Source organism: Cupriavidus sp. WKF15 (genome assembly GCF_029278605.1).
Lineage (GTDB): Bacteria > Pseudomonadota > Gammaproteobacteria > Burkholderiales > Burkholderiaceae > Cupriavidus.
Genome location: NZ_CP119573.1, coordinates 941,453 through 966,987, shown reverse-complemented (window position 1 = coordinate 966,987; position 25,535 = coordinate 941,453). Strand labels below are relative to the sequence as shown.

Genomic DNA, 25,535 nt, shown 5'->3' with positions numbered 1-25,535 from the left:
GAAAAGCGGTGGTTCAGTCCTGGCCGTTGCCAGACGGCTTCGCCAGCAGGGGCATCAATTCGTTGCCCCAGGCCACCCAATCCTGTTCGAAGCGAATGCCCCGGCGCAGCAGCGCAAATCGCAATTGCTGTCCGCGGTCCCGGCGCGCGTCGGCAAAATCCCGGCGCTCGATGGCCTGGTAGGTTTCCAGCCGGGCCTGGTGCAGCGCGATCAGCCGGCGCATTTCGTCGGCAAGGCCCAGCGGGCCCATCGCCGCATCCGCGCGCAGCTTGACCAGGATCTCTTCACGCTGGTCCAGCCCCGCGCCGGGCTCCAGCACCCACCGCACCAGTTCGTCGCGCCCGGCTGGCAGCACGTGGTACACCTTCTTGCGGCTCTTCTTCTCTTCGCTATTGACCGCGGCGTTGCCGTTGGCGTCGCCGCCCTGGTCGGATTCCTCGGCGGCAATCCAGCCGTGGTCGGCCATGCGTCCAAGTTCGCGATAGATCTGCTGGTGCGTCGCGTGCCAGAAATAGCCAATGGAACGATCAAACCGGCGCGCCAGGTCATAACCGGACGACGGTTTCTCGATCAGGGAAATCAACAGGGCGTGCTGTGTCGACATTCGGCTGGAAAGGTAGCCATGCTGGCGATTGAAGGCCGGAAAGCGTGCAACCGCAGCCTCCTCGGGGAACCGCGCTATGGTAGCGCAAGGCTTTGCGTGATAGCGGCGGGCTGCGCGCCAGCGCTTGCCACCTGATGTTTCAACGAGACGACAATTGCCAGCGAACCGACAAAACTGACAATTTTGAAAACATGCCGCTCAGAATTAAAAAATGCTGAATGGCATTTTTGCGAAGCATGGCATACATTGCGAACATTACTACCTGTCTGCGCGCGACTGGCATCGCCCCCACCCTGCTCGCGCTCTGTCACCGGAGCCAATTGAAATGAAAGGACACGATCTTGCAGAAGACCGTGACGTCGCCTGGGAGGCGGATGCCGGACAGCTTCCGGCGAACGGGATCGCGGTGTTGCCGGCGCGCGCACCGGTCTATTACCGGCTGGCGGATACGCCGGACGGCCACCATATAAAGGAATACGCCAGCGGCCTGCGCCAGCTGGTGCGCTTTGTCGGTGTCGAGGAGCAGGTCGTCAAATACTGCCTGGGCTGAACGCCCCGGGCCTGCAAGTTCTTCTGTGGTTGTCTCCTCCAGGCCCATCTGCGGCTATGGATTGAACCCGCGAGTTTCTTTGCGGGTTTTTTTCTGCCAGCTCTGCCATCTGAAACTTCCCGGTTGAAGGACTATTTCCGTGGCGAGTTCAGCAAGACTTTAGTGGGAGTGATGTCGCCGACATCCTCCCACGCCTTCGTGTCGAAGCGGAACTTGGCGACGGCGCAGGTAGGCATGTCGGTGATCTCGGCCGACAGACGATGCGCAAGGTCTGTGAACTCAGGGTTGTGACCGAACAGCATCACACTGCCGAGCGTATTGTCGAGCTCATGAACGACGGCCAGCAGGTCGGCGGCGCTACTGGCGTACAGCCGGTCATCGACCACGATGTCCTTGCGCTCATAGCCGATTTCGTCGGCAACCAGTTGCGCTGTCGTCAGCGCGCGCAGGGCCGGACTCGACATGAGCAGGTCGGGCTTTACCTTGCGGTCGGCCAGGCGCTTGCCCATTTCCGGAGCGTCGTGCCGGCCACGATCCTCCAGGGGGCGCTCACGGTCGGGCAAGGACGGGTCATCGTGACTTGCCTTGGCATGCCGGACCAGAAACAGGGTCTTCATAGTCTCTCCTGATCCATGGGGATCGATGTGGGGTGTTGTCGGGGTTTTGTCGATGGCGCGCGTCAGCAGACCCGCACATGGCCGCTGGCCTCGCCGCCACGCCCGCCCTATAGTGGACTGGGATGGGGCCGATTGCAACGCGATGCACCGCAAGGCCCCATTTGCTGGAGGGCAGCGGCATGCGAGGCAGTTCAGATACCATCGAGGTGGAGATCCCGGCTGGCGGCGTGACCTTGCAAGGCATCCTCACATTGCTGCCGGGCGCCGGCGCATTGGTCTTGTTTGCGCACGGCACGGGCAGTTCCCGGCTTAGCCCGCGCAATCGCCATGTAGCCGCCGAACTCAATCGCTGCGGCATGGGAACGCTGCTGATGGACCTGCTGCTGCCCGAGGAAGACCAGGTGCAGGCCATCCGCTTCGACGTCGACCTTCTGGCCTCCCGGCTGGCACAGGCGACAAGCTGGGTGGCACGGCAGCCAGGCACCCCGCCGCGGCTGGGCTATTTCGGCGCCAGCATTGGCGCGGCCGCATCGATCCGTGCCGCAAGCCGGTCGCAAATCCCGATCGGCGCCATCGTCTCGCGCGGCGGCAGGGTCGATCTGGCGGGCCCCGAGGCGCTCACGAAGCTGGCCGCGCCGACCATGCTGATCGTCGGCGGGCTCGATGTCAGTGTGCTGGAACGCAATGAGTCGGCCTTTGCCCAGCTGACATGCCAGAAGAAGCTGGTGATCGTGCCCGGCGCCTCCCATTTGTTCGAGGAGCCCGGCGCGCTGGAATCGGTCGCTCGTCTGGCGGCGCAGTGGTTTGAGCGTTATCTCGGCAAGGCCTTGCCCTGACTGGCGCCTGCGGGTTCCTTTCGCTACACGCGGAAAGAGTCAAGTCGGGGACCCGATGCGCAGGGCCCTGGTGTTACCCCCAGACAACAAAAAAGCCGGTCCCCTAGTCTTACTGTGTCATAAAAATTAAGGCATGATATGCCCATCATTTTTCCCTTTGATGGGAGGTGCCATGGGCATATCCAAAGAGTTCGATCGATACATGGCTCACCTGGCTGAAGGGTTGGGTCATGCCGACCGTCACGCAGGATTGACTGGGTATTGCACCGGTCTGATGCTGCCTCTGTCGCGCAAGAGCGTCGAACCCATGGCCGCCCGCGTTGATCCGCTGCGCGCCAGCGCCCGGCACCAAGCCCTGCATCACTTTGTCGCCAAGGCCCAATGGAGTGACCAGCAACTGCTCAATCGCGTGGCGCAGTGGGTGGTGCCGCATATGGACTTCAGCGCTGGCGGCTGGTGGATCGTTGACGACACGGGCTTTCCCAAGAAGGGCGTCCACTCGGTGGGCGTGACACGCCAATACTGCGGGGTGCTGGGCAAGCAGGACAACTGCCAAGTGGCCGTCAGCGTCTCGCTGGCCTGCGAACAAGGCAGCCTACCGGTGGCCTGGCAACTGTACTTGCCCCGCAACTGGGCCGAAGATGCCGAGCGCAGACTCAAGGCCGGGATTCCCGAACACATCGAGTTTGCGACCAAGCCTCAAATTGCCCTGCAACAGATACGGGGCCTGCTCTCTGAAGGAGCACCCAAGCACTGCGTGCTGGCCGACGCAGGCTACGGGATCGACTATGCGTTTCGTCAAGGGCTGACCAATCTGGGCTTGCCCTACGTGGTCGGGATCACCTCGGCCGTGGTGGTCTGGCCACCGGGGGTGGAGCCCCTGCCGCCAAAGCCCTACAGCGGCATGGGCCGTCCACCGGTGATGCCACGGCGCACCGCCAAGAGACAGCCGGTGAGTGTCAAGGCATTGGCGCAGTCCTTGTCCGACAGCGCATTCCAGAACATCAGTTGGCGCGAAGGCAGCAACGAGCGCCTGACGGGCCGCTTTGCGGCGCTGCGGGTACGCTGCGCCGGGGGTAACGTGGGCAAGGCGCGTCTGCTGCCCCAGCAGTGGCTGCTCATCGAGTGGCCCGCAGATCAGGCCGAGCCTGAGAAGTATTACCTGTCCACGCTGCCCGAAACCACGGCACTGAACGATCTGGTGCGCGCTGCGCACATGCGCTGGCGCATCGAGCGCGATTATCAAGATCTCAAGCAGGACCTCGGCCTGGGCCACTATGAGGGGCGGGGTTGGCGGGGCTTTCACCACCACGCCAGCCTGAGCATCGCCGCGTATGGCTTCCTGATGGCGCAGCGACTGAAAGCCGGCAGCAGCGCCGGCGGTAAAAAAAACTTCATCGAATGCCAGGTGCCTGCCATTCCCGAAGATTACGTTCCTCGGGGAAGTCCGGCGCGCGCAGCGTCACGTGCCGAACTCGATCAGGACGCTGCGCCTTCAGTTGAGCGTCGCACTCGCAGGCGCCCTGGGACATTGCCCGCATTGCGCCGCCGTTAGCGTTCGACTACGTTTGTGACACAGTAAGACTAGGAACCGGCTTTCCACCATTGCAAAAGCAACAGAGGCAGACAGAAATCAATCCACCGTCGCCCCCGAAGCCTTCACCACCTTCGCCCACTTCGCGGTCTCGGACTTCATGAACGCAGCGAGCTGGGCCGGCTTTTCGGGATTGGGCTCGGCGCCCTGGTCGGCCATCTGCTTCTTCACTTCCGGCATGGCGAGGATCTTCACCACTTCGGCGTTCAGGCGGTCGATGATGGGTTGCGGGGTACCGCCGGTGGCGTACAGCGCGAACCACGAGGTGGCTTCATAGCCGGGCACGCCCGATTCCGCCACCGTCGGCACGTTCGGCAGCGCCGGCGAGCGCTTGGCCGAGGTCACGGCGATGGCGCGCAGCTTGCCGGCCTTCACGTGCGGATACGACGACGGCATGTTGTCGAACATCAGGCCGATCTGGTTGCCCAGCAGGTCGTTCACGGCAGGCGCGCTGCCCTTGTACGGGACGTGCTGGATGTGCAGGCCAGTCATCGAGTTGAACAGCTCGCCCGACAGGTGCATCGAGGAGCCGCTGCCCGACGAACCGTACGACAGCTTGTCCGGGTTGGCCTTCACGTAGGCAATCAGTTCCTTGATGTTGTTCACCGGCACCTTGGGGTTCACCACCACCAGGTTCGGCACCATCGCCACGCGGCTGATCGGCGCGAAGTCCTTGACGGGGTCGTACGGCAGCTTGGAGTACAGCGACTGGTTGATGGCGTGGGTCCCGATGGTACCCATGAAGAGCGTATAGCCATCGCCCGGCGCCTTGGCGGCCAGCGATGCACCGATATTGCCGCCCGCCCCCGGACGATTGTCGATCACCACGGGCTGGCCGAGCGCCTTGCCCAGCTGCAGGCCGACGATACGAGCCAGGATATCGGTGGTGCCACCGGCCGAGAACGGCACGATCATCGTGATCGGCTTGGTCGGGTAGCCACCCTGCGCATGCGCGGCGCCGGCAAAGCCGGCAATGCAGGTGGCCAGTGCAACGCCGGCAGCCAGCAGGCGGCGGCGGGTCGTGGAAGTCTGGGAATCGAGTCTCATCGGTTTACTCCGGTTGTCCTTGTGGCCCGCGCGCGCATGGTGCCGGTCGCGGGCGAATGCTGGATAGCGTGATTGCTGCCCTGGAAGAAGACAGCGCGGTGGCGCTGTCTTCGTGCAAGCTGCGACCGAAAGGATCACATCTTGATATGACGTTTGATTTACGTCTCTTCTTGTGAATGCTTGAGATGATCCTGCTGCTCAGACGGGTGCCACGCCCAGCGTGGTACCGCCGCAGACATAGAGGACCTGGCCCGTGACAAAGCCATTGTCGGGCGACAGGAAGAACAGCGCGGCGCGCGCGACATCTTCCGGCGTGCCCATGCGCTTCACGGCGATGCTCGCCAGAATGCGTCGGGTCTGCTCGCTGCCCTCGGGGTTGCTCTTGCGGAACAGCTCCGTGGCGATCGGGCCCGGCGCCACGGCGTTCACGGTGATGCCGTCACCGCCAAGCTCCATGGCCAGCGTGCGCGTCATGCCGATCAGGCCGGCCTTGGTGGCCGAGTACACCACGCGTTCGGGCTTGCCCAGCGCTGCCCGCGACGCCATGTTGACCACGCGGCCAAACCCGGCGGCGCGCATGGCCGGCAGGCAGGCCTGCGTGAGCAGCATCGCCGCCTGCAGGTGCAGGCCGACGACATAGTCGAGGTCGGCCACGGTGGCCGTGTCGGCCGTGCCGGGGCGCGTGGCGCCGGCATTGTTCACCAGCCGCGTGACCGCGAACTGCGAGGTGACCTGTTGCGCCACGGCGCGCGTCGCCTCGGCATCGGTCAGGTCAGCCTGGAAAAACGTCATGTTGGGGTGCGACCAGCCCGGCTCCGTGTAGTCGATATTGACCACCCGGGTGGTGCCGTCCGCCAGCAGCATTTCGCTGATGGCGCGCCCGATACCGGAACTGGCGCCGGTGACGATCGTGGCGTTGGGAAGAGACATCTTCAACTCCGCACCGGCCGCTCGCGGGGCCAGGCCTTGCAAACAACCGCAACTTCAATCCATGCCTGCGGCCGGACCGGCGAGCCTGTCGGCCCGGCTGCATGGCTCCTTCACGGGAGGGAGACGATGTTGCGCCGCGCCCATGCGGACGCGGCGCATTAGCGACACCAGTAGCGTCAGACGCGTTCGATCACCATGGCGATGCCCTGGCCCACGCCGATGCACATCGTGCACAGCGCGAAGCGGCCGCCGGTGCGGTGCAGCTGGTACATCGCGGTGGTCACCAGGCGCGCGCCGCTCATGCCGAGCGGGTGGCCCAGTGCGATCGCGCCGCCGTTCGGGTTGACGCGCTTGTCGTCGTCGGCGATGCCCAGTTCACGCAGTACGGCCAGGCCTTGCGCGGCGAACGCTTCGTTCAGTTCGATCACGTCGATCTGGTCCAGCGTCATGCCCAGCTGCTTCATCAGCTTCTGCGTGGCCGGTGCCGGGCCGATGCCCATCACGCGCGGTGCCACGCCGGCGGTTGCCATGCCGACGATGCGCGCACGCGGGGTCAGGCCGTGTTGCTTGATGCCGGCTTCGCTCGCCAGCAGCAGCGCGCAGGCGCCATCGTTCACGCCCGAGGCGTTACCCGCGGTCACGGTACCGTCAGGACGAACCACGCCGCGCAGCTTGCCCAGCGCTTCCATGCTGGTGGCGCGCGGATGCTCGTCGCGCTCGACCACGATCGGGTCGCCCTTCTTCTGCGCGATGGTCACCGGCGTGATTTCCTGCGCCAGCGTGCCGTCGGCCTGCGCGCGCGATGCCTTTTCCTGGCTGCGCAGCGCCATCAGGTCCTGGTCTTCGCGGCCGATCTTGTAGTCGGTGGCCACGTTCTCGGCGGTCTCGGGCATCGAGTCCACGCCATACGCCGCGCGCATCGCCGGGTTGATGAAGCGCCAGCCGATGGTGGTGTCGAAGATCTGCGCATCGCGCGAGAACGCACTGGTCGCCTTGCCCATCACGAACGGGGCGCGGCTCATGCTTTCCACGCCGCCGGCGATCATCAGCGTGGCTTCGCCGGCCTTGATGGCGCGCGCGGCGGTACCGGTGGCGTCCATGCCCGAACCGCACAGGCGGTTGATGGTGGCACCCGGCACGTCCTGCGGCAGGCCCGCCAGCAGCGCCGACATGCGTGCCACATTGCGGTTGTCTTCGCCGGCCTGGTTGGCGTTGCCATAGATCACGTCATCGATGGCCTTCCAGTCCACATTCGGGTTGCGGGCCATCAGTGCCTTCAGGGGCACCGCGCCCAGGTCGTCCGGACGCACCGCGGACAGGCTGCCGCCGTAGCGGCCGATGGGGGTGCGGATGGCGTCGCAGATAAAGGCTTCGGTCATGTCTCTCTCTCGGTCTTGATGTCAGTGGTCAGCCCTGGATCAGGGTCACGCCGGTCAGGCGCTGCAGTTCGTCGAAGCTCAGCCCTTCCACCAGGTCGCGCGCAACCAGCCCGTCGGCGGTCACGTCGAGGGTGGCCAGATCAGTGTAGATGCGCGTCACGCAACCGATGCCGGTCAGCGGATAGGTGCACTGCGGCACGATCTTGCTTTCGCCCTGCTTGGTGAGGTGCTCCATCATCACGAACACCTGCTTGGCGCCAATGGCGAGGTCCATCGCACCGCCCACGGCGGGGATGGCGCCCGCTGCGCCGGTGTGCCAGTTGGCCAGGTCGCCCTTCTCGGAAACCTGGAACGCGCCCAGCACGCAGAAATCGAGGTGGCCGCCACGCATCATGGCGAACGAATCGGCATGGTGGAAGTACGAGCCGCCGGCCTTGATCGTCACCGGCTGCTTGCCGGCATTGATCAGGTCGCCGTCTTCCTCGCCCGGCGCCGGCGCGGGGCCCATGCCGAGCAGGCCGTTTTCGCTGTGCAGCAGGATTTCCTTGTCGGCGGGCAGGTGGTTGCCCACCAGCGTCGGCAGGCCGATGCCGAGGTTCACCACGGCACCCTCGGGAATGTCCTTGGCCACACGGGCGGCCATCTGGTCGCGGGTCAGTTTTTGCATGTTCGCTCTCCTTCTCGCTCAGACCTTGACCACGCGCTTGACGAACAGGCCCGGCGTCACGATGTGCTCCGGATCGAGTTCGCCCAGTTCCACCAGGTGGCTCACCTGCACGATGGGGCACTTGGCGGCCATGGCCATGATCGGGCCAAAGTTGCGGGCGGTCTTGCGGTAGGTCAGGTTGCCCCAGCGGTCGGCCTTGTCGGCCTTGATCAGTGCAAAGTCGGCGTGAATGGGCTTCTCGAACACGTAGCCCTGGCCATCGATGATGCGGGTTTCCTTGCCTTCGGCCAGCGGCGTACCGTAGGCCGTGCGCGTGAAGAAACCGCCGATGCCGGCACCGGCCGCGCGGATGCGCTCGGCCAGGTTGCCCTGCGGCACCAGCTCCAGTTCGATCTCGCCGGCGTGGTACAGCGCATCGAACACATAGGAGTCCGTCTGGCGCGGGAACGAGCAGATGATCTTGCGTACGCGCTTGGTCTTGAGCAGCGCCGCCAGGCCGGTGTCGCCGTTGCCGGCGTTGTTGTTGACGATGGTGAGGTCGCGCGCACCCTGGGCGATCAGGGCGTCGATCAGTTCCGCCGGCATGCCTGCCATGCCGAAGCCACCAATCAGGATGGTGGCGCCGTCGTGGATGCCGGCCACCGCCGCTTCCACCGAGTCGTATATCTTGTTGATCACTTGCGTTCCAGTCCGGGATGAGGGTCTGGCAGGTGCCGGGACCGGCCGCAAGGGGGCGGCGCGCAAAAACTGTCTCCGGGCAATCCCTGCCGGACGGGCGTCTGGCGCAAGCACCGGTGACAGCGCGCTAGCCATGACGGGTTCCAACAGAAGTGCTTGAATTTGTTCTTATTGCGAACTTGAATTCGCACTATGAACAGAGTACACCTCGCGACAAACGCGGGTCAAGGCAACGGCAAACAGCTTGTCCGGTAATCGGTCAATCAGGGCAGCGCGTGCCGCAAGTCGTACACAGCGGCACGCCTCCGCCGTCCACGAGCCCCCTGTAGGACGGAGCCGACGCCACAATCGGCCCGGTAGCGATACGGCCGCCGCGCGCTCCTGCCTATCCTTTTATCAAGACATGCCACAAGACGACCGCCACCGGACCACCCGGCACGCCAAGGCAAGTCTGCACCAGAACCAGTCCCGCCCATCGCGGCCGGACGGACCAGAACACAAGGAGGAATCCGACATCATGGCACGCGCCTTCGCCAGCCCCAACCCTTCCCGGACTCAAAAGGATCATCAGGCTGCACTTGCCCGGATCCTGCGGACCACGCGGCAAGTCTGGATGCTGGACGTTCTGCCTGCCGGGCCGGCCCTGCAAGCGCCGCCCTCACGCCCGCGCGTGCGGCTGCCGCGCCTTGCTGCCCGGGCCTTCGAGGCGCAGATCATGGCCATCCGCTGCCAGAAGGTGTTCGCGGCCTGAACCGGCTCCCCGATCAGGGCAGCTGCAGCACCACCCGGCTACCCGCGGTGCCAGGCCGGACTTCCAGCCGCACGTCGATGCGTTCGCGCAGTTCCGCGACATGCGAGATGATCCCCACCAGCCGTCCCGCCTGCTGCAAGTCCAGCAATGTGCGGATGGCAAAGTCCAGGCTTTCCGGATCGAGCGTACCGAAGCCTTCATCGACAAACAGCGTATCGAGCTGGATGCCGCCGGCGCGCGACTGGACCACATCGGCCAGTCCCAGCGCCAGCGACAGCGAAGCCAGGAACCCTTCGCCGCCTGACAGCGTATTGGCCGGCCGCGCCGCGCCGGTGTCGTAGTCGAACACTTCGAGGTCGAGCCCGCCCGCCGAACGCTGGTCGGCCTGTTCGCGCACGCGCTGCAGCGTGTAGCGGCCGCGGCTCATTGCCAGCAGGCGCACGGAGGCGGCTTCCAGCACCTCGTCGAGCAGCGTGGCAAGCACGAAGCGCTGGAAGGTCATGCGGCGCGGATTGTTCCCGTTGGCGACTTCCGCGAGCCGTCCGAGAATGGCGTAGCGCGCTTCGATCTCGCTGTTTGCGGCCGCCAGTGCGTCGAGCTGGCTATGGCATTGCAGCAGGCTGTCGCGCATGCGCGCGCGATCGGCCTGTTGCCGGACGACGCCTTCAACGGCGGCGGTGGCGGTCGACGCCGCCATGCGCAGGCCATCGAGATCCGGCGCCGACAATCCCTCGGCCGCCGCGATGGCGCGCGACACACCGTGCGCGGACACCGCGAGTGCTTCGTCGTACGTACGTACCGCATCGTCCAGGGCTTGCATGGCCGCGGCATCCAGCCGGGCCGCGTTGAAGGCCGACAGGTCCGCAAAGCCTGCTGCGGCCAGCATGGCGTCCGCCGCGTTGCGGGCCTCCTGCAGGCGTTCGCCTGTGCGCGCCTGCACGGCCAGGGCCGACTGGCTGGCTGCCTCGGCGCCGGCCAGTGCCGCGGCGGCCTGCTTGTCGGCCGTCTGCGCTGCCTCCAGCGCGGCAGCGAGCGCGGCGAGTTGCGCGCGGGCCTGTTGCAGGCCCGCCTCGATGGCTTCGGGATCGCGCGCGTCTTCGGGCAATTGCGCGCATCCCGCCCGCCACTCTCCCTGCAATTGCGCAAGCGACTGCGCCGTGGATTCCACCGTGGCGCACGTTCCGCGGTGCGCATCATCGGCGGCGGCAAGCGCGATCCGCCGCTCGTCGATGAGCGCGGGCATGCGTTCCAGCCGGACAGCCGATGCCTGCGCGGCTGCAAGCTCCCGCTCCAGCCCCGCGGTCTGTACGGCCAGATCCTGTGCCGTGGCTTCCACCGCTTGCAGCGCGGCATCGCCGATATCGGCTGCGACCTCCGCGAGCAGCGCGGCCAGCCGCTCCACTTCCGCATGCGCGGTGTGCCGGGCGTTGGCCGCGCGCAATGCGACGTCGTCGGCCTCGCGCGAGGCGACTCGCGCCTGCTCGAGCGCATCGTCCGATACCAGTTGCCCGCTGTGTTGTGCCAGCGCCGGATGGTCGGTGCCGCCGCAAACCGGACACGCCTCGCCCGTCGCCAGCACGGCAGCCAGGCGTGCGGCCTGTCCGGCGCGCCAGTCTGACTCCGTCGTCGTCAGCGCCGTGCGCATCGCGTCACGATGCGCGGCCGCGCGGGCAGCGGCCGCATCGCGGCGCGCCAGCTCGTCGCGGGCCTGCGCCGCGGCCTGTCCGGTCTGCCGGTATCGGGCAATCTGCCTCGCGCGCGTCTGGGCCGCCTGCAGCTGCAGGCCGAGGGTCTGGAGCTGTGCCGCGAGCACCTGTGCCTGGCGCTGGTCGGCTTCAGCTGTGGCCAGTTCCGCCTGCCTGTGCGCCAGCGCTTGTGCGGCCCGGTCGCGCGCGGCGACGGCGTCGGTCTGTTGTCGCCCGGCGGCCTCCAGCGACTGGCGCAGGCTGCCAAGCTGGCGCGCGCGCGGCAGCAGGGCCTCGAGCTCCATCACGCGGCGCTGCTCGGCCTGGCGCACCTCGCCGCGCCCAAGCTCGGCCTGCAGCCGCTCGCCTGCCTGCGCGGCCGCCAGTTGCTGTTGCCGCCGGGCGCCGGCCGCCTGCTCCGCTGCCATCTGCGCGGCCTGCTGGTCGCGCAGGGCAGCTTCCAGATGCTGGATGGCAGGCCACGCCTGCGTGGCCTGTCGTGCCGTGTGCAGGCGCATGCGTTGTTCGTCGGTTGCCGCCTTGCGGGCAAGCAGGGCCTCATGGGCCGCCTGCGCGTCGGCACGTTCGCGCAGCCGCGCCGCCACCTGCTCCCCGCCTTGCAACGCCGTTTGCGCGGCGGCCCGGGCGGCGCGCACGGCCTGCTCCTGCTGCAGCAGGTCCTGAAGTTCCTGCTGCAACTGCGCAATGCCCTGGGCCAGGGCATCGGCAGATTCCATGTCGAATTGCCGCAGCAGTGCCTGACGCTGGTCGACGATGCGCTCGGCATCGCGCCGGATGCCGGCCGCCTCGCCTTTCAGCTGCTCTTCCACGCGCCGGTACAGCTCGGTGCGGAACAGGCGTTCCAGGATGCCTTGCCGCGCCTGCGAACTGGCCGTCAGCAGCTCGCGAAAGCGCCCCTGCGGCAGCACGATGACCTGGCGGAACTGCGCGCTGTCGAACCCCAACAGCTCCCGGATGGCATCGCTGACCTTGGCCGGCTGCCCGGCCTTGCTGACCCAGCCATCGCCCTCCCATGCATCAAGCTGTGCCCTGGCGGTCTCGGTAACCATGCCTTCGCCACGTTGCTTCGGCCGCTCCTGCGCGGGCGACCTTACGACGCGGTAGCGCTGTGCGCCGAGACTGAATTCGAGCACGACTTCCGTACGCAGGCCGGCCACGGCATTGGCACTGCGCATGGCCTGCGCACTGCGCTCGCCGCCCGAGGTGTCGCCATACAACGCAAAGCAGATGGCGTCGAGCAGCGTGGTCTTGCCAGCACCCGTGGGGCCGTGGATCAGGAAGAAGGCCTGCTCGCCCAGTTGCGTGAAATCGATGACCTCGGTGCCCGAGAACGGTCCGAAGGCCTTCATGGTCAGGTGCAATGGCCTCATGCCGACTCCCGCTGCGCGGCGGCCATGCCGGCCAGCACCTGCTCCAGCGCGATGCGCTGGCCGTCATCGAGTTCGGCATCGGCCACTTCGCGGAAGAAGCTCGCGAACAGTTCGCCGGTGCTTTGTTCGCGCAGTCGCCGCGCGGCTTCACCAGCCACACCGGCGCGCGCCAGCACAGTCCGCTCGACCGCAAGCGCATTGGGATAGACCTGGCGCAGCTTTGCCATCGGGTCCAGCAGGGCGCCGGTGTCGGTCAGGCGCGCATAGATATAGTCATCGCGCCGTGCATCATCGGCGGCAGCCGCGATCAACCCCGCCAGTTCGCCTTCGACGATGCGCAGGTCACGCAGCGGCCGCAGCGGCATGGGCGTGATCCGTACGCTGCCGTCGGCGCCAAGGTCGATCATCGACACGGACTTTTCATGGCTGCACTCCGACAGCGAGTACTTCAGCAGTGAACCGGCATAATGCAGCCGCCCGTCGATCGTCTGCGGCCGGTGCAGATGGCCCAGCACCACCAGGTCAAAGCCGTCGAATGCCTGCGCGGCGATCGCACCGCTGCCCCCCACCGACAAGGGCCGCTCCGATTCACTGACCGCGCCGCCCACGACGAAGGCATGGCCCACCACCACCGAGCGCACGCCGGGCGGATGGATCGCGCGGATGGCATCGAGCTGCGCGCAAAGGGCGGCTTCATGCGTCGGCAGCTCGGCGCCCAGTGCGTCGCGCACGACGGCCGGTTCGGCATACGGCAACGCATAGACGCGCACCTCGCCGTGCACATCGTGCAATGACACGCTGGCGGGCGTGGCGGACGTGCATCCGGCCACGTGCAGGCCTTGGGTCTGCATCAGCCTCGCGCCGAATTCCAGCCGCTGCGCGCTGTCATGGTTGCCTGCGATGAGCACCACCGGCACGCCCGCCTCCAGGACGATCCGAGCCAGGACGTCGTCCAGCAGCGCCACGGCTTCCGGGGGCGGTACGGCGCGGTCATAGACATCGCCGGCGATCAGGACGGCATCGGGGCGCTCGGCGCGCACCAGTTCGACAAACTGGTCGAGGATATGGGCCTGGTCTTCAAGCAGGCTGCGGGCATGGAAGAGCCGCCCGAGATGCCAGTCGGCGGTATGCAGGAAACGCAATGTGGATACCTGGTATGTGAGGGTGGCGTGTCCGGCACAGCGGCACGCGGTACAGCCGGCATCATAACTGCGCGGGCCGCATGCGGGTCGCGCGCGGCTTCAGGCCCCTGCCGCTCCCGTGAATACCGTCAGCACACCCGTGTAGCCATACAGGTGATCGCGCGCGATCTCGCCGTTGGCGAAGAAGCCGGCGAGCGGCATATCGCCAAGCGCGCGCCGCACGAGTTGCAACTCGGCATTGGGCGCGCCGAAATGCGGCCCGCCCCGGCCGGAGCAACTGATATAGAGCACGCCGAGCGCCCGCCCCGCGGTGCCGCTCTCGATCTCGGCGCGGATCTCCGTGGCGATGCGCACCAGGTCGGCACGCGCGGCGGCCGGGTTGCGCGTGCAGAACGCGAGCCGCATGCCCGGCTCTGCCACGTCCGCCAGCGCCAGTACGCGGTGCTGCACGTCCAGGCCGATCAGGTGCCGGACCAGGGTCTCGGCGCCGAACATGCCGGGCAGCCTTGGGGTGTCATCCGCACCCGCGCTCAGGCCGGCCAGCGTCCCTGACAGCGCTTCGGCCATATCCTGCGCGGTTGCATCGCGCTCCAGCCCCAGGTCCTTCAGGACGCAGTCGAGCGCGGGTTCGTTATCCAGCGTGAACAGCAGGTTGCGGTCCGCCCGCGTCACGGCACGCGCCGGGCCGATCGGCTGGCAGCCCTGGGTCACGCGTGAGATCAGGCCGACCCGGGGGCCGAACAAGACGCCCGACAAGCCCCCCGAGTAGATGCCATCGGCCATCTGCAGCGTCCGGTTGCGTGCCGACGACAAGCCACCGAACAGATAGCCAGTGGCAATGCGTTCGCTCAGTTCGTGCAGCAGGTCCTGGAGGTCAGGCGTCGAGCCTTCCGCGTGCACCAGCGCGGCATGCGGCGTGAAGCCGGATGAAGCCGCCGGCAGCGGCTTGCGCCCGGAGAACAAGCGGAAGGCATCATGTGGCAGCGGCGCCGCCATCAGCACCATGGCCGGCTCGTCGATGTACTCGACCCCGCAGGCGCAGACACCGACCGCGGACGTCCCGACCCATGCGACGCCGGGCCACTCCTGCTGCAGCGCAGCGAGAATGCGCTCGGCCGCCGGTGCGTAGTAATCGCTCAGGTAGCACCAGCCCAGCGTCAGCGCGACGGCATTGCCGTGCTGCGCCTGCTGCACCGCAAGCTGGGCCTCCAGTTGCATGTTGCAATCGGCCAGCGCCTCCTGCCAGCGGGCATTGGCGGCGTGGGCGTGTACGAAGGCCGCGTCATGCATGGTGATCCTCCCTTGGCGCCCTCGCTTGTGGTCCGCCGATTCAGGTTGGACACCGCGGGACGGACACCGTTCTTCCTTCAGGCGGCAGTGGCCAGGTCACTCCGGGTCTTTGCGCACGCGTTCGTCGTGCAGCAGCTTCTGCACGATCCGTTCGTGCTGCGCCAGCGCCGCTTGCAGTGAGCGGGCGCCATAGCTGCGGTTCTCCGCGGCGTCCGCCATGCCGGCCACACGCGTGATGAACAGCGGCGTGTCCACCGGCGCCGCTTCGGATACTCCGCGAAAGCGCGTCGTCACCGTACTGCCGCTGGCCTCCAGCACGGTACGGCGGAACACGGGATCGTTGTCCTCCATCCAGCGCGACCATTCGCTGCGGTCGGCCACTTCCCGCGGTTCATTGCGTTCATCGAGGATGTAGAAGCGGTCCCACGCTTCGCGGGACCTGTCACGCGACGTCATCAACGATCACCATCGCAGGGCAACCACGATCGAGCTGCTCGGCGAATACGACAAGGAACTGGTCGGCGAATCGCACTCGACGGAAAGGATATCCGCCTGCCATGAACGGCACGAGCTGCCGGCCTAGCCGGGCGCACTCAACTCACGCGGAAGCCGATCTTCAGTGTCACCTGGAAATGGGCGACCTTGCCGTCCGCGATATGGCCGCGCGTTTCGACGACTTCAAACCAGTCGATATTCTTGATGGTCTCGCCTGCCTTGGCGATGGCATTGCGGATGGCTTGGTCGCTGCCGTCGGGCGACGAGCCGACGATCTCGACGAGCTTGTAGGTATGGTCGCTCATGTCCCCTCTCCTTGGCCGGCTGGTACCCGGCGCGGTTCCATCCATCATAGGCAGGCCCACGGCGAAAACCCAGTAGACGCATGCGGTGAAAAGGACTGTTACACACGCGCGGCTTGTCCGGTGTGAAGCCTGCTGCTACGCTGCGGGCCCGCATGGCTGCGCGGCGTGGCGATGCGGCGCCCCCGTCCCCGAACCGAATAGCACCGTGACCCACCGATTCAAGCACGCGGCCCTGTCCGCCCTGCTGCTCGCCGCATGCGCAACCGGCCTGGCCCAGGCCCGCTCCACCTCGGCGCTCGACAGCATTACCGATACCATCAGCAGCACCTTCAACGAGGCCATGACCAAGCTGCCGGCCATGCCAGGCCAGAGCGCCCGGCCGGACGCGTCGGCGAGGCCGGTCAACGCCAGGCCGTTCGCCTCGGGCAGCGGCTACACCCTGTGCTTCGTTCCCGACGGCGTGAGCTGCCAGGACCTGCTCGTCAACGCCATCCGCGGCACGCGCCGGCGGCTGCTGATCCAGGCCTACTCGTTCACCAGCAAGCCGATCGCCGAGGCCGTGGCGCAGGCGCACAAGCGCGGCGTGGACGTGCGCGTGATCCTCGACAAGAGCCAGGTGAGCGAGCGCTACACCAGCGCGACCTTCCTCAAGCATGCGGGCATCCCGGTCGTCATCGACACCAAGCCCGCGATCGCCCACAACAAGGTCATGGTCTTCGACGACCAGGCCGTGTTCACCGGCTCCTTCAACTTCACCAAGTCCGCCGAGGAACGCAACGCCGAGAACGGCATGCTGATCCGCGGCGACGCGGCCGTGGTCAAGGCCTATACCGACAACTGGAACACGCGCTATCAGCAGTCGTCGGCGTACTGAAGTGCTCTCGGCATGATTCGGCCGGCGGTGGCAAACTTGCGGTTTGCCCACTCCCGATTCAATTGGAGCCAGCCGTCATGCCAGCCATTCCCGACAGCAAATGGATCCGCGTCGACGCCGACGCGGGCAGCTTCGACGCCTACCTGAGCCTGCCGCCCGCGGGCGTGCAGCCCGATGGCCCCGCCATCGTGCTGCTGCAGGAAATCTTCGGCGTCAATGAACATATCCGCGCCGTGGCCGACCAGTATGCGGCCGACGGCTACACGGTGCTCGCCCCCGACGTGTTCTGGCGCGACGCCCCGCGCGTCGAACTCGGCTACGCCGGCGCCGACATGGAACGCGCCATGGCGCTGCGCAAGTCGGTGGACGTCGAAGCCACTGTACGCGACATCGCCGCGACCGTACGCGCGCTGCGCGCGCAGACCGGAGCCGGCAGCAAGGTGGCTGCAGTGGGCTATTGCTTTGGCGGCCTGCTCGCCTACCTGAGTGCGGCGCGCGGGCTGGTCAATGCCGCCGTGCCCTACTACGGCGGCGGCATCCAGAACAACCTGCAGGAAGCCAGCGGGCTGAACGTGCCGGTGCAGTTCCACTATGGCGCGCTCGACGCGCATATCACGCCCGATGCGGTGGCCAACGTGCGCGCCGCTGTGGCCGGCAAGCGCGGCACCGAGGTGTTCGTCTACGAAGGCGCCGACCACGGCTTCAACTGCTGGGCGCGCGCAAGCTACGACCAGCGCAGCGCGGCGCTCGCGCACGGCCGCGCGCTGGCCTTCCTGGCCCAGTCGCTGTAAGCGCGCCGGGCCCCTCGCCGGAGGGGCCCGCCTTGCCACGGGCGCGCCGCAACCGTATGCTGCGCTGTCGAGCTTCAAGACTTGCTGGATCCAAACCATTACAACGGAGACCACCATGCAGTCAGAGCAGCAGCGCGCCCTGCGCAACACCATCCCCGATGCCGTGGCCCGCGCCGTACGGCGCAGCCCCGACAAGACCGCCATCCGCTTCGCTGCACGCAGCTGGACTTACCGGCAGCTCGACGAGGCCGCCGCGCGCGTGTCCGGTGCGCTCGCGCAATGGGGCCTGCGTCCCGGCGATCGTGTCGCGGCCTTCGGCAAGAATTCCGATGCGTACGTGTTGCTGTGGCTGGCCTGTCTGCGTTCCGGCCTGATCCATGTGCCGGTGAATTTCTCGATGACGCGTGCCGAGGCCGAGTACATCGTCACGCAGTCGGGCGCGAGCGCGATCTTCGCCGATCCGTCGCTCGCGGAGCGCGTGCAAGGCCTGCCTTGCCGCGTGAGTGGCACCTTGCACGGAGGCGGCGAGCGCGACGTCCTGGTGGCGGCCTCGCACGGCACGCTGGCACCGGTGCTGGATACGCTCACCGACGACATGCCGGCGCAGATCCTGTACACCTCGGGGACCACGTCGGCGCCCAAGGGTGCCGTGCTCACGCATCGTGCGCTGCTGGCCGAGTATGTGAGCACCATCGCGGCCTGCGACGTGCGGGCCGCCGACTATTCGCTGGCGGCGCTGCCGCTCTACCATTCGGCGCAGATGCACGTGTTCCTGATGCCGCTGCTGCTGTGCGGCGGAACGACGCTGATCGCGGAAAGCCCCGAGGCCGGCTTTTGCTTGCGCACGATTCACGAAGAAGGCATCACCAGCTTCTTCGCGCCGCCTACGGTGTGGATCGCCCTGCTGCGGCACACGGACTTCGAGCCCGCGCGGCTCGGCACGCTGACCAAGGCGTATTACGGCGCCTCGATCATGCCGGTGCCGGTGCTGCTGGAATTGCAGGCCAAGCTGCCGGCGCTGCGTTTCTACAACTGCTACGGACAGAGCGAGATCGGACCGCTCGCCACGGTGCTCGGCCCCGAGGAGCATGCGGCGCGCCCGGCCTCGGCGGGGCGGCCGGTGCTCAACGTGGAAACGCGCATCGTCGATGAAAGGATGAATGATGTCGCGCCCGGCACGCTCGGCGAGATCGTGCACCGCTCGCCGCAGTTGCTGACCGAGTACTGGGACAAGCCCGAGCAGACCAACGAGGCCTTTGCCGGTGGCTGGTTCCATTCGGGCGATCTTGGCTATATGGATGAGGCGGGCTACCTGTATGTCGTCGACCGCATCAAGGACGTGATCAACTCCGGCGGCGTGCTGGTCTCAAGCCGCGAGGTCGAGGAATGCCTGTACACCCATCCCGCCGTCGCCGAAGTGGCGGTGTTCGCGCTGTCCCATCCGAAGTGGGTGGAAGCCGTGACCGCGTGCGTGGTGCTCAAGCGTGACTCCACGGCCAGCGAGGAAACGCTGATTGCCCATGCGCGCAATGCGCTTGCGCCGTTCAAGGTGCCCAAGCGGGTGGTGTTCGTGGCAGACCTGCCGCGCAATACGGCGGGGAAGCTGCTCAAGCGGAAGTTGCGGGAGGATTATGCCGGGTTATTTGGGGAGGGGGGTAGCTAGTGGGTTGTGGTTCTTGGCAGGCGCCGCTGTTTCGCCGGCGTAGCCGACGGGGCATCGTGGTGGCGCCCGCCAAGCACGACACCCCCAGCCCCCCAATCAATCAATAAGGCACCGCCACCCCATTCTCCACCTTCACCCTATCCCCATTACGAAGCTGATAAGGATTAGCCTGCGTCACCGTCAGGTACCCATTGTCATTGGTCCTGACCCGCACCCGATAGGCAGGCGCCACGGCGCTGCCGCGCTTTTCCACTTCATTGCCGGCCAGCGCGCCGACGACCGCGCCGCCGATGGTGGCCACGGTGTTGCCGCGCCCGCCACCGACCTGGTGCCCCAGCAGACCACCCACGACGCCCCCGACCACCGCGCCGGCGCCGCTCGTGGAGGGCGCTTGCCCCTGCACGACCTCGATGCTCTCCACCCAGCCGTAGCGGACACCATATTGCTCGGCGCCGCCGTTGCCGTAGCCGCTGTCAGCCGGATACCCCTGCTGGTAGCCCGATTGCGGATAGCCCTGCTGCTGCGGATAGCTTGCCTGCGGATATCCCTGCTGGGGATAAGAGGTCTGCGGATATGGGGCCTGCGGGTAGGACGACTGCGGATAACCCGCCTGGGTGGCGGCAGTGCTGCCACTGTAGGAACCATAGCCGCCAGAGTATCCGCCCGAATAGCCACCTGCGTACCCGCCATAAGGCGCAGTCACGCAACCGGCCAGCGCGCCGGCACCGAGCACCGCAAGCACAACCGAACGAAAGGGGATGGACATGTAAACGGCTCCTGCGAATTCGCGTGTTGGGAATGCGCGCGATTCTAGGGCCAGCGCAGCCCCGATGGGTGTCACCACGAATCTTGATTGGTAACCGGCTGTAACGACGTGGCTGCCGACAAAGGTGTGGTGGCCTCAGTCGCGCTCGGCTTCGTCGTCGTTGAAGGCAGTGATGCGCGCCACACGGAAGGTCCCGCGCAACGATTCCAGTTCGGTCCGGTGCAGCATGGCCAGCCGGTTCAGGCAGCGCTCGCCCTTGGCGAGCAGGTGCACCTCGACCACGCGGCGGTCTTCACTATTGAGCTTGCGCTTGACCAGGCCGGCCGCCTCGCAGCGGTTCACCAGGGCGACCACCCCGTGCTGCTTGGCCTGCAGCCGCTCGGCCAGTTCGCCGATCGACGCCCAGCCTTTGCCGGGGCAGCCGCGGATGTGGAGCATCAACAGGTACTGCTGCACGGTCACGCCCTCATTGCGTGCCGCGTCTTCCGAAAAGCGGAGAAAGCGCCGGATCTGGTAGCGGAAGTCGGATAGCGCCTCGAAGTCCGGCTTGCTGAGCGGCGATGGTTTCGCGGAGGCGGACTTGCTGGGCATGGGCAGGTAAGACGGAAAAACCGCGCGTCCGCGCAGGGGACGGCAGTCGGCAGGATTCGGACCGACGCAATTATAGGGGCAGTCCCGCCACAGCGCGGTTTGCGAAGCCGCGCCGTCCCGGCATCCGGCTATGGCAGAATCTGTGCGGTTGCAGACACCTTTCCCACCGCCACGGAAACCTGACTGATGTTCACGGAAATCGCCCTCTTCTTGCTCGATACCGTCTTTACCCTGTTCGGCATGGCCTTGCTGCTGCGCGTGTGGATGCAGATCACCCGCCTGCCTACGCGCAACCCGGTGTCGCAGGGGGTATTCCAGGTCACCGACTGGCTGGTGCGGCCATTGCGCCGGGTCATTCCCGGGCTTGGCGGCATCGACTGGGCCACGGTGATCGGCGCCTGGCTGACCGCGTTGGCGTTTCTGCTGCTGGTGGCGGCGCTCACGGGCGGCGAACTGCTTGCATTCCTGCCCATGCTGCTGCTGGCCGCCGTCCTCTATGTACTCAAGTGGGGCATCAGCCTGGTGATGTGGGTAACGCTGCTGATGGCGATCCTGTCGTGGGTGAACCCGCATTCGCCCGTCACGCCCGCCATCAACCACCTCACGGCCCCGCTGTTGCGCCCGATCCAGCGGGTGATACCGCGCCTGGGCGGGTTCGACATATCGCCGCTGGTGCTGTTCGTGATCGCGCAGATCCTGCTGATGATCATTGCCAGGCTGAGCGTGGGCGTGTTCGGCATGCACTACTGATGCAAGCACGCGGGTCCATGGATCCACCCCGATGACGCCCCCATGACATTGTCCAGCGCACTGGACAGTGTGTCGAGGATTGACCCTTTTTCCGAGTGCTTCGAAGTCCTACATTACAGGTCAAGGTGGCTGACGCCACAAACCCTGACAAAGAAGGACACGATCATGAAGACCCTTGCACAACGCCGCAACCTTGCCACATCCGTTCTTTGCGCGCTCGGCCTGACGCTGGCCGCCGCTTCCGGCGCCCACGCTGCCGCGCCGGTTTCGGACCTGGCCCGCCTGGATGGCAGCATCGCCCGCATGGGCAAGGTCGACCCGTACCTGGACGGCGCCAAGCTCGGCAAGGTGGACCCGTACACCGACGGCGCGAAGCTGGGCAAGGTGGATCCGTTCACTGACGGCGCCAACCTCGGCAAGCGCGACCCGTACACGGACGGCGCCCGCTCCGTCACCGAAGCCCGTGATGCCTTCACCGAAGGCGCCTGAGCCCCTTTGCTGAACTAAAAGCCCCCCGCATCTCCGGCCCGGTCAGAACGCCGGGCTGGCACCTTCCTCCGGGTCCTGGTCGAATTCGGGCTCCAGCATCGACTCGATCGCCTCCATGAATGCCCGCACCTTGCGCGGCTGCAAACGCCGGTCTGGCAGCAACGCAAACGCCCTCAGCGGCGGCAGCGGGAATTCGGGCAGCACGCGCACCAGCCTGCCCTGCGCCATTTCCGCCTCGCAATAGTTCACCGACAACTTGGCAATGCCCAGGCCCGCCAGCGCGCCCTGCAGCCGCAGTTCCGCGTTGAAGGTCTGCATGCGCGGCCGGATCGGCACCGTGATGCACTCCTCGTCGCGCTGGAATTCCCATACCGTATCGCCCGGCGTGGTCAGCGTCGGCAGATTGGCCAGGTCTTCGGGGCGCATGAGCGGCGGCAGGCTGGCCGCCAGCGCGGGCGCCGCGAAAAGCCCCCGCTCCACGTGGTAGATGCGGCGCGCCACCGTGCCGGAGTCGGGCAGGTCGGCGTCGACGATCACGAACGCCACGTCAAACCCGTCGCGGATCGGATCGACCAGTCCTTGCGTGATTTCCACGGAGACATCCAGCGCCGGATGTGCCGCCAGCGTGCGGCAGATGATGCCGCCCAGCTGCTGGGCGCCGAACTCATACGGCGTGGCAATGCGCAGCACGCCCTGCACGCGCTCTTCGCGCGCGAGCGTTTCCTGGCGGATCTCGCGCAGCCGCGCGAACAGCGGCGCCACGTCGCGGTACACCGCACTGCCCGCGTCGGTCAGCCGCATGCGGCGCGTGGTGCGCTCCAGCAGCTTGGCGCCGATCGCGGTCTCCAGACGCGCCACGGCCGCCGACACGCGCGACTTCGGGCAATCGAGCTGCTCCGCCGCGGCCGTAAATGTGCCCTGCTCGACCACGCAGCAGAACGCTTCCCAATCATTCCACTGAATTGTTTCGTTCACCGGACAATGTTTCCCTGACAAGCTGTAGTTCTGGACAGCAGGCGACATTATGCTTTAGCGATGCAACCACAAACGTCTGTCCCCGCAGTTTTCGGCGTTCCTGACGCCAAAGGCCAGGTCACCATGGCTGCCGCCGCCCCCCAACGACCCCTCATGCAGATCGCCAGCCACCCCGAGATGGGCCACTGGCGCCTGTCTCTGTTCGGGCTGACGCTCGGGCTGGTCACCGGCATCGACTTCTCCTCGACGCTGATGATGGGCGTGGCCAGCCAGCACATCCAGGGGGGCGTGGGCGCCGCGCCCGAAGACTACCTGTACGCGGTCTCGGCCTATGCCGCCACCGCGGTGCTGATGAACATGGTGCTCGACCAGATCGCGCGCCGCACCACGTACAAGCGCTTCACCATTGCGTCACTGCTGGTCTTCATCGCTGGCTCGCTGCTGTGCGCCGAGGCCGCCAGCCCGGGCGGGCTGATTGCCGGCAAGGCAGTGCAGGGGCTCGGCGCGGGCGGCTTGTTTGCGGCCTCGCGCATCCTGGTGCAACTGGTGTCCACGCCGGCCGAGCGCGCACCGCTGATGCTGCGCTTTGGCGGCGGCGCGTTTGCAATGCTGGCCATCACGCCCTGGCTGACCAGCATCTTCCTTGACGACATCGGCTGGCGCGCGGTCTTCCTGTTCCAGGCCGGGATCTCGCTGCCGGTGCTGCTGTCGGTGATCGCCACCTACCCCACGCGCGCACCGCGCGATCCGCATCCGCCCGTGTCGACGCTGGACTGGCCGGCGGCCATCGCGGCGGCGCTCGGGGCGCTGGTGTTCCTGCACACGCTGCAGGAAATGCGCTACACACGCTTCTTCAGTTCGCCCCAGATGCCGCTGGCCGCGCTGCTCGGCGTGGGCCTGTTTGCGTTCAGCGGCTGGCGCCTGTACCGGCATCCGGACCCGTGGATCGACTTCTCGCGCCTGGCCGGGCGCCAGTACCTGTATGGGCTGGGCTTCTACACGCTGTACTACCTGCTCTCGTCCGCCTGGGCGTTCCTGCTGCCGACGCTCACGCAAAGCGGCCTGGGCCTGACCTTCCGCACCACTTGCATGCTGCTCTCGACGAGCGGCACAGTCTCGACCATCGGCGCGGTGATGATCACGCTCGGCATGGCGCTGGTCTTCCGCAAGCGCCGCGTGATCGCCATTGGCTTTGTCGTCTATGCGTGCGCGGCCATGCTGCTGTCCTACACCTTGATGCCCGGCGCGCCCGACTACGCGCTGGTGCCTGTGGTACTGCTCGAAGGCCTGACGCCGGTGCTGCTGATGGTGCAGGTCGCGTCGATGACCTATCTCGACCTGCCGGTCGAGGACTTCTCCCACGCATACCAGTTCAAGAACGTCTGCAAGCAGATCGCCTCGGCCTCCGGCACGGGCCTGGCCAGCGTCTTCATGCAGGACGGCCTGGCCGCGCACCGCACCCACCTGGTCGAGCACGTCACGCGCTTCACTCCGGCGCTGCAGATGCCGGACGCGCTGTCCGCGTCCAGCCTGGCCAGGATCTCGCTCGAAATCGACCGGCAGGCAACGCTGCTGGCCGGCATTGACATGCTTCACGGGTTCGCGGCGCTGTGCGTGGCCATGGCCGTCTTCGTCCTTTTGCAGAAGAGCTTCCGCTAAGACGCCCAACCGCATCGCGGTGCAGGAGACAGCATGGCGGCGGCGCCCCAAGCGGGCGCCGCCAGCACGTGCTTCGGCCTGCACTGGCGCAGTCGGCGTATTTCCTCTACCCTTTCGGCCTTTGCGTGCCACTTCCGGCGACCGTGCCGGTGCCAGACAGATGGCCAGTCCCGCCGACCCCAGACCCGCCGCGGAAACCGCCGCCACTTCCGCCGCCACACCTGAAAAGCCCAGCGACAGCTATGTGCAGTCCTTTGCACGCGGGCTGTCCGTGATCCGCGCCTTCAACGCCGAACACCCGGCACAGACCCTGACGGAAATCGCCCAGGCCAGCGGCCTGACGCGCGCCGGCGCGCGCCGCATCCTGCTGACGCTGGTGGGCCTGGGCTATGTCCAGGCAGAGGGCCGGCTGTTCCGCCTGACGCCCAAGATCCTGGATCTCGGCTTCGCCTACCTGACCTCGATGCCATTCTGGAACCTGGCCGAGCCGATCATGGAGGCGCTCTCGCAGCAGGTCCACGAAAGCTGCTCGATTTCCGTGCTCGATGGCACCGAGATCGTCTACGTGCTGCGAGTGCCGGCGCGCAAGATCATGACCATCAACCTGTCGATCGGCAGCCGCCTGCCGGCCTACTGCTCGTCGATGGGACGCGTGCTGCTGGCCGGCCTGGCCGATGACGAGCTGGACCGCGTGCTGCGCAATACCGACCTGCGCGCACGCACGAGCCGCACCATCATCGATCCGGACGCGCTCAAGGGCGTCATCGCCGAAATCCGCACGCGCGGCTGGGCGCTGAACGATCAGGAACTGGAAGAGGGACTGGTGTCGCTGGCCGCGCCTATCCGCAACCGAGCCGGCCATACCATTGCCGCCCTCAATATCAGCGGGCAGGCCAACCGCACCAGCGCCGCGGAAATGCTCGAGCGCTTCCTGCCCTCGCTGCTCGAAGCGGCCGGCAAGATCTCCGGACTGGTCGGCCTGCGCACCTGAGCGGCACAGCCCCCTGCGCCGGGGC

Annotated in this window: 26 protein-coding genes; 11 read left to right on the top strand and 15 right to left on the bottom strand. The window is 66.7% G+C overall.

The annotated features are described in order from the left end of the window. Window positions 1–13: 13 nt before the first annotated feature. Window positions 14–604, bottom strand: coding sequence for a PadR family transcriptional regulator (locus CupriaWKF_RS21750; RefSeq protein WP_276102817.1), 591 nt, complete (start codon window positions 602–604; stop codon window positions 14–16). A 325-nt stretch (window positions 605–929) separates the two neighbouring features. Here CupriaWKF_RS21750 and CupriaWKF_RS21745 point away from each other — a divergent pair, with 325 nt between their 5' ends. Beyond that, window positions 930–1,154, top strand: coding sequence for a hypothetical protein (locus tag CupriaWKF_RS21745; protein ID WP_276103156.1), 225 nt, complete (start codon window positions 930–932; stop codon window positions 1,152–1,154). A gap of 131 nt (window positions 1,155–1,285) precedes the next feature. Here CupriaWKF_RS21745 and CupriaWKF_RS21740 read toward each other — a convergent pair whose 3' ends face one another. Continuing rightward, entirely contained in the window at window positions 1,286–1,771 is a 486-nt protein-coding gene (locus CupriaWKF_RS21740) for a histidine phosphatase family protein (RefSeq protein WP_276102816.1), read from the bottom strand. A gap of 179 nt (window positions 1,772–1,950) precedes the next feature. Between CupriaWKF_RS21740 and CupriaWKF_RS21735 the strand changes: the two genes are divergently transcribed. Together CupriaWKF_RS21735 and CupriaWKF_RS21730 are read left to right on the top strand one after the other, a co-directional pair. Next, window positions 1,951–2,607 carry an alpha/beta hydrolase gene (locus tag CupriaWKF_RS21735; RefSeq protein ID WP_276102815.1) on the top strand — a complete coding sequence of 219 codons (657 nt, stop codon included), beginning with the start codon at window positions 1,951–1,953 and terminating at the stop codon, window positions 2,605–2,607. Window positions 2,608–2,779: 172 nt separating this feature from the next. Continuing rightward, entirely contained in the window at window positions 2,780–4,162 is a 1,383-nt protein-coding gene (locus CupriaWKF_RS21730; RefSeq protein ID WP_276102015.1) for an IS701 family transposase, read from the top strand. A 78-nt stretch (window positions 4,163–4,240) separates the two neighbouring features. On the opposite strand, the gene CupriaWKF_RS21725 is transcribed toward CupriaWKF_RS21730, so the two are convergent. From CupriaWKF_RS21725 to CupriaWKF_RS21705, 5 genes are all read right to left on the bottom strand, one after another. Continuing rightward, window positions 4,241–5,248 (bottom strand): tripartite tricarboxylate transporter substrate binding protein, encoded by a 1,008-nt coding sequence (locus tag CupriaWKF_RS21725; protein ID WP_276102814.1) that lies wholly within the window; start codon window positions 5,246–5,248, stop codon window positions 4,241–4,243. 198 nt (window positions 5,249–5,446) lie between these two features. Then, window positions 5,447–6,178 (bottom strand): SDR family oxidoreductase, encoded by a 732-nt coding sequence (locus CupriaWKF_RS21720; protein ID WP_276102813.1) that lies wholly within the window; start codon window positions 6,176–6,178, stop codon window positions 5,447–5,449. A gap of 176 nt (window positions 6,179–6,354) precedes the next feature. After that, window positions 6,355–7,557, bottom strand: a complete 1,203-nt coding sequence (pcaF, locus tag CupriaWKF_RS21715; RefSeq protein WP_276102812.1) for a 3-oxoadipyl-CoA thiolase — start codon at window positions 7,555–7,557, stop codon at window positions 6,355–6,357. 28 nt (window positions 7,558–7,585) lie between these two features. Beyond that, on the bottom strand, window positions 7,586–8,224 hold the full coding sequence (locus tag CupriaWKF_RS21710; protein WP_276102811.1) for a 3-oxoacid CoA-transferase subunit B: 639 nt from the start codon (window positions 8,222–8,224) through the stop codon (window positions 7,586–7,588). 18 nt (window positions 8,225–8,242) lie between these two features. After that, window positions 8,243–8,902: a 3-oxoacid CoA-transferase subunit A gene (locus tag CupriaWKF_RS21705; RefSeq protein ID WP_276102810.1), complete on the bottom strand. Its 660-nt coding sequence runs from the start codon at window positions 8,900–8,902 to the stop codon at window positions 8,243–8,245. Between the two features lie 517 nt (window positions 8,903–9,419). Here CupriaWKF_RS21705 and CupriaWKF_RS21700 point away from each other — a divergent pair. After that, a complete protein-coding gene (locus tag CupriaWKF_RS21700) occupies window positions 9,420–9,653 on the top strand; it encodes a hypothetical protein (protein WP_276102809.1) in 234 nt (77 codons plus the stop codon). A 13-nt stretch (window positions 9,654–9,666) separates the two neighbouring features. On the opposite strand, the gene CupriaWKF_RS21695 is transcribed toward CupriaWKF_RS21700, so the two are convergent. The 5 genes from CupriaWKF_RS21695 to CupriaWKF_RS21675 form a co-directional block, all read right to left on the bottom strand. After that, window positions 9,667–12,729 carry an SMC family ATPase gene (locus CupriaWKF_RS21695; RefSeq protein ID WP_276102808.1) on the bottom strand — a complete coding sequence of 1,021 codons (3,063 nt, stop codon included), beginning with the start codon at window positions 12,727–12,729 and terminating at the stop codon, window positions 9,667–9,669. Continuing rightward, window positions 12,726–13,871, bottom strand: coding sequence for an exonuclease SbcCD subunit D (locus tag CupriaWKF_RS21690; protein ID WP_276102807.1), 1,146 nt, complete (start codon window positions 13,869–13,871; stop codon window positions 12,726–12,728). Before CupriaWKF_RS21690 ends, CupriaWKF_RS21695 begins: the two co-directional genes overlap by 4 nt. A 99-nt stretch (window positions 13,872–13,970) precedes the next feature. After that, entirely contained in the window at window positions 13,971–15,161 is a 1,191-nt protein-coding gene (locus CupriaWKF_RS21685) for an FIST N-terminal domain-containing protein (protein WP_276102806.1), read from the bottom strand. Between the two features lie 96 nt (window positions 15,162–15,257). Then, window positions 15,258–15,617, bottom strand: a complete 360-nt coding sequence (locus CupriaWKF_RS21680) for a hypothetical protein (RefSeq protein WP_276102805.1) — start codon at window positions 15,615–15,617, stop codon at window positions 15,258–15,260. A 137-nt stretch (window positions 15,618–15,754) separates the two neighbouring features. Next, window positions 15,755–15,961, bottom strand: coding sequence for a dodecin (locus CupriaWKF_RS21675; RefSeq protein ID WP_276102804.1), 207 nt, complete (start codon window positions 15,959–15,961; stop codon window positions 15,755–15,757). A gap of 205 nt (window positions 15,962–16,166) precedes the next feature. On the opposite strand from CupriaWKF_RS21675, the gene CupriaWKF_RS21670 reads away from it, so the two are divergent. The 3 genes from CupriaWKF_RS21670 to CupriaWKF_RS21660 all read left to right on the top strand — a co-directional run bounded on the left by CupriaWKF_RS21670 (window position 16,167) and on the right by CupriaWKF_RS21660 (window position 19,289). Continuing rightward, window positions 16,167–16,835: a phospholipase D family protein gene (locus CupriaWKF_RS21670; protein WP_276102803.1), complete on the top strand. Its 669-nt coding sequence runs from the start codon at window positions 16,167–16,169 to the stop codon at window positions 16,833–16,835. A gap of 77 nt (window positions 16,836–16,912) precedes the next feature. After that, complete coding sequence (locus CupriaWKF_RS21665; RefSeq protein WP_276102802.1) at window positions 16,913–17,626, top strand: dienelactone hydrolase family protein; 714 nt, start codon at window positions 16,913–16,915, stop codon at window positions 17,624–17,626. A gap of 115 nt (window positions 17,627–17,741) precedes the next feature. After that, the gene (locus CupriaWKF_RS21660) at window positions 17,742–19,289 is read left to right on the top strand and encodes an acyl-CoA synthetase (RefSeq protein WP_276102801.1); all 1,548 of its coding nucleotides are present in this window, start codon (window positions 17,742–17,744) and stop codon (window positions 19,287–19,289) included. 100 nt (window positions 19,290–19,389) lie between these two features. On the opposite strand, the gene CupriaWKF_RS21655 is transcribed toward CupriaWKF_RS21660, so the two are convergent. Both CupriaWKF_RS21655 and CupriaWKF_RS21650 read right to left on the bottom strand, forming a co-directional pair. After that, on the bottom strand, window positions 19,390–20,055 hold the full coding sequence (locus tag CupriaWKF_RS21655) for a glycine zipper 2TM domain-containing protein (protein WP_276102800.1): 666 nt from the start codon (window positions 20,053–20,055) through the stop codon (window positions 19,390–19,392). 135 nt (window positions 20,056–20,190) lie between these two features. Further along, a complete protein-coding gene (locus CupriaWKF_RS21650; protein WP_276102799.1) occupies window positions 20,191–20,646 on the bottom strand; it encodes a MarR family winged helix-turn-helix transcriptional regulator in 456 nt (151 codons plus the stop codon). 186 nt (window positions 20,647–20,832) lie between these two features. Between CupriaWKF_RS21650 and CupriaWKF_RS21645 the strand changes: the two genes are divergently transcribed. Together CupriaWKF_RS21645 and CupriaWKF_RS21640 are read left to right on the top strand one after the other, a co-directional pair. Further along, entirely contained in the window at window positions 20,833–21,396 is a 564-nt protein-coding gene (locus CupriaWKF_RS21645) for a YggT family protein (protein ID WP_276102798.1), read from the top strand. 165 nt (window positions 21,397–21,561) lie between these two features. Then, the gene (locus CupriaWKF_RS21640; protein ID WP_276102797.1) at window positions 21,562–21,885 is read left to right on the top strand and encodes a hypothetical protein; all 324 of its coding nucleotides are present in this window, start codon (window positions 21,562–21,564) and stop codon (window positions 21,883–21,885) included. A 42-nt stretch (window positions 21,886–21,927) separates the two neighbouring features. Here the strand turns inward: CupriaWKF_RS21640 and CupriaWKF_RS21635 are convergent, their stop codons facing one another. Next, window positions 21,928–22,860: a LysR family transcriptional regulator gene (locus tag CupriaWKF_RS21635; protein WP_276102796.1), complete on the bottom strand. Its 933-nt coding sequence runs from the start codon at window positions 22,858–22,860 to the stop codon at window positions 21,928–21,930. Window positions 22,861–23,013: 153 nt separating this feature from the next. On the opposite strand from CupriaWKF_RS21635, the gene CupriaWKF_RS21630 reads away from it, so the two are divergent. Then, complete coding sequence (locus CupriaWKF_RS21630; protein WP_276102795.1) at window positions 23,014–24,519, top strand: MFS transporter; 1,506 nt, start codon at window positions 23,014–23,016, stop codon at window positions 24,517–24,519. Between the two features lie 160 nt (window positions 24,520–24,679). Next, the gene (locus tag CupriaWKF_RS21625; RefSeq protein WP_276102794.1) at window positions 24,680–25,510 is read left to right on the top strand and encodes an IclR family transcriptional regulator; all 831 of its coding nucleotides are present in this window, start codon (window positions 24,680–24,682) and stop codon (window positions 25,508–25,510) included. The last annotated feature ends 25 nt before the right edge of the window (window positions 25,511–25,535 follow it).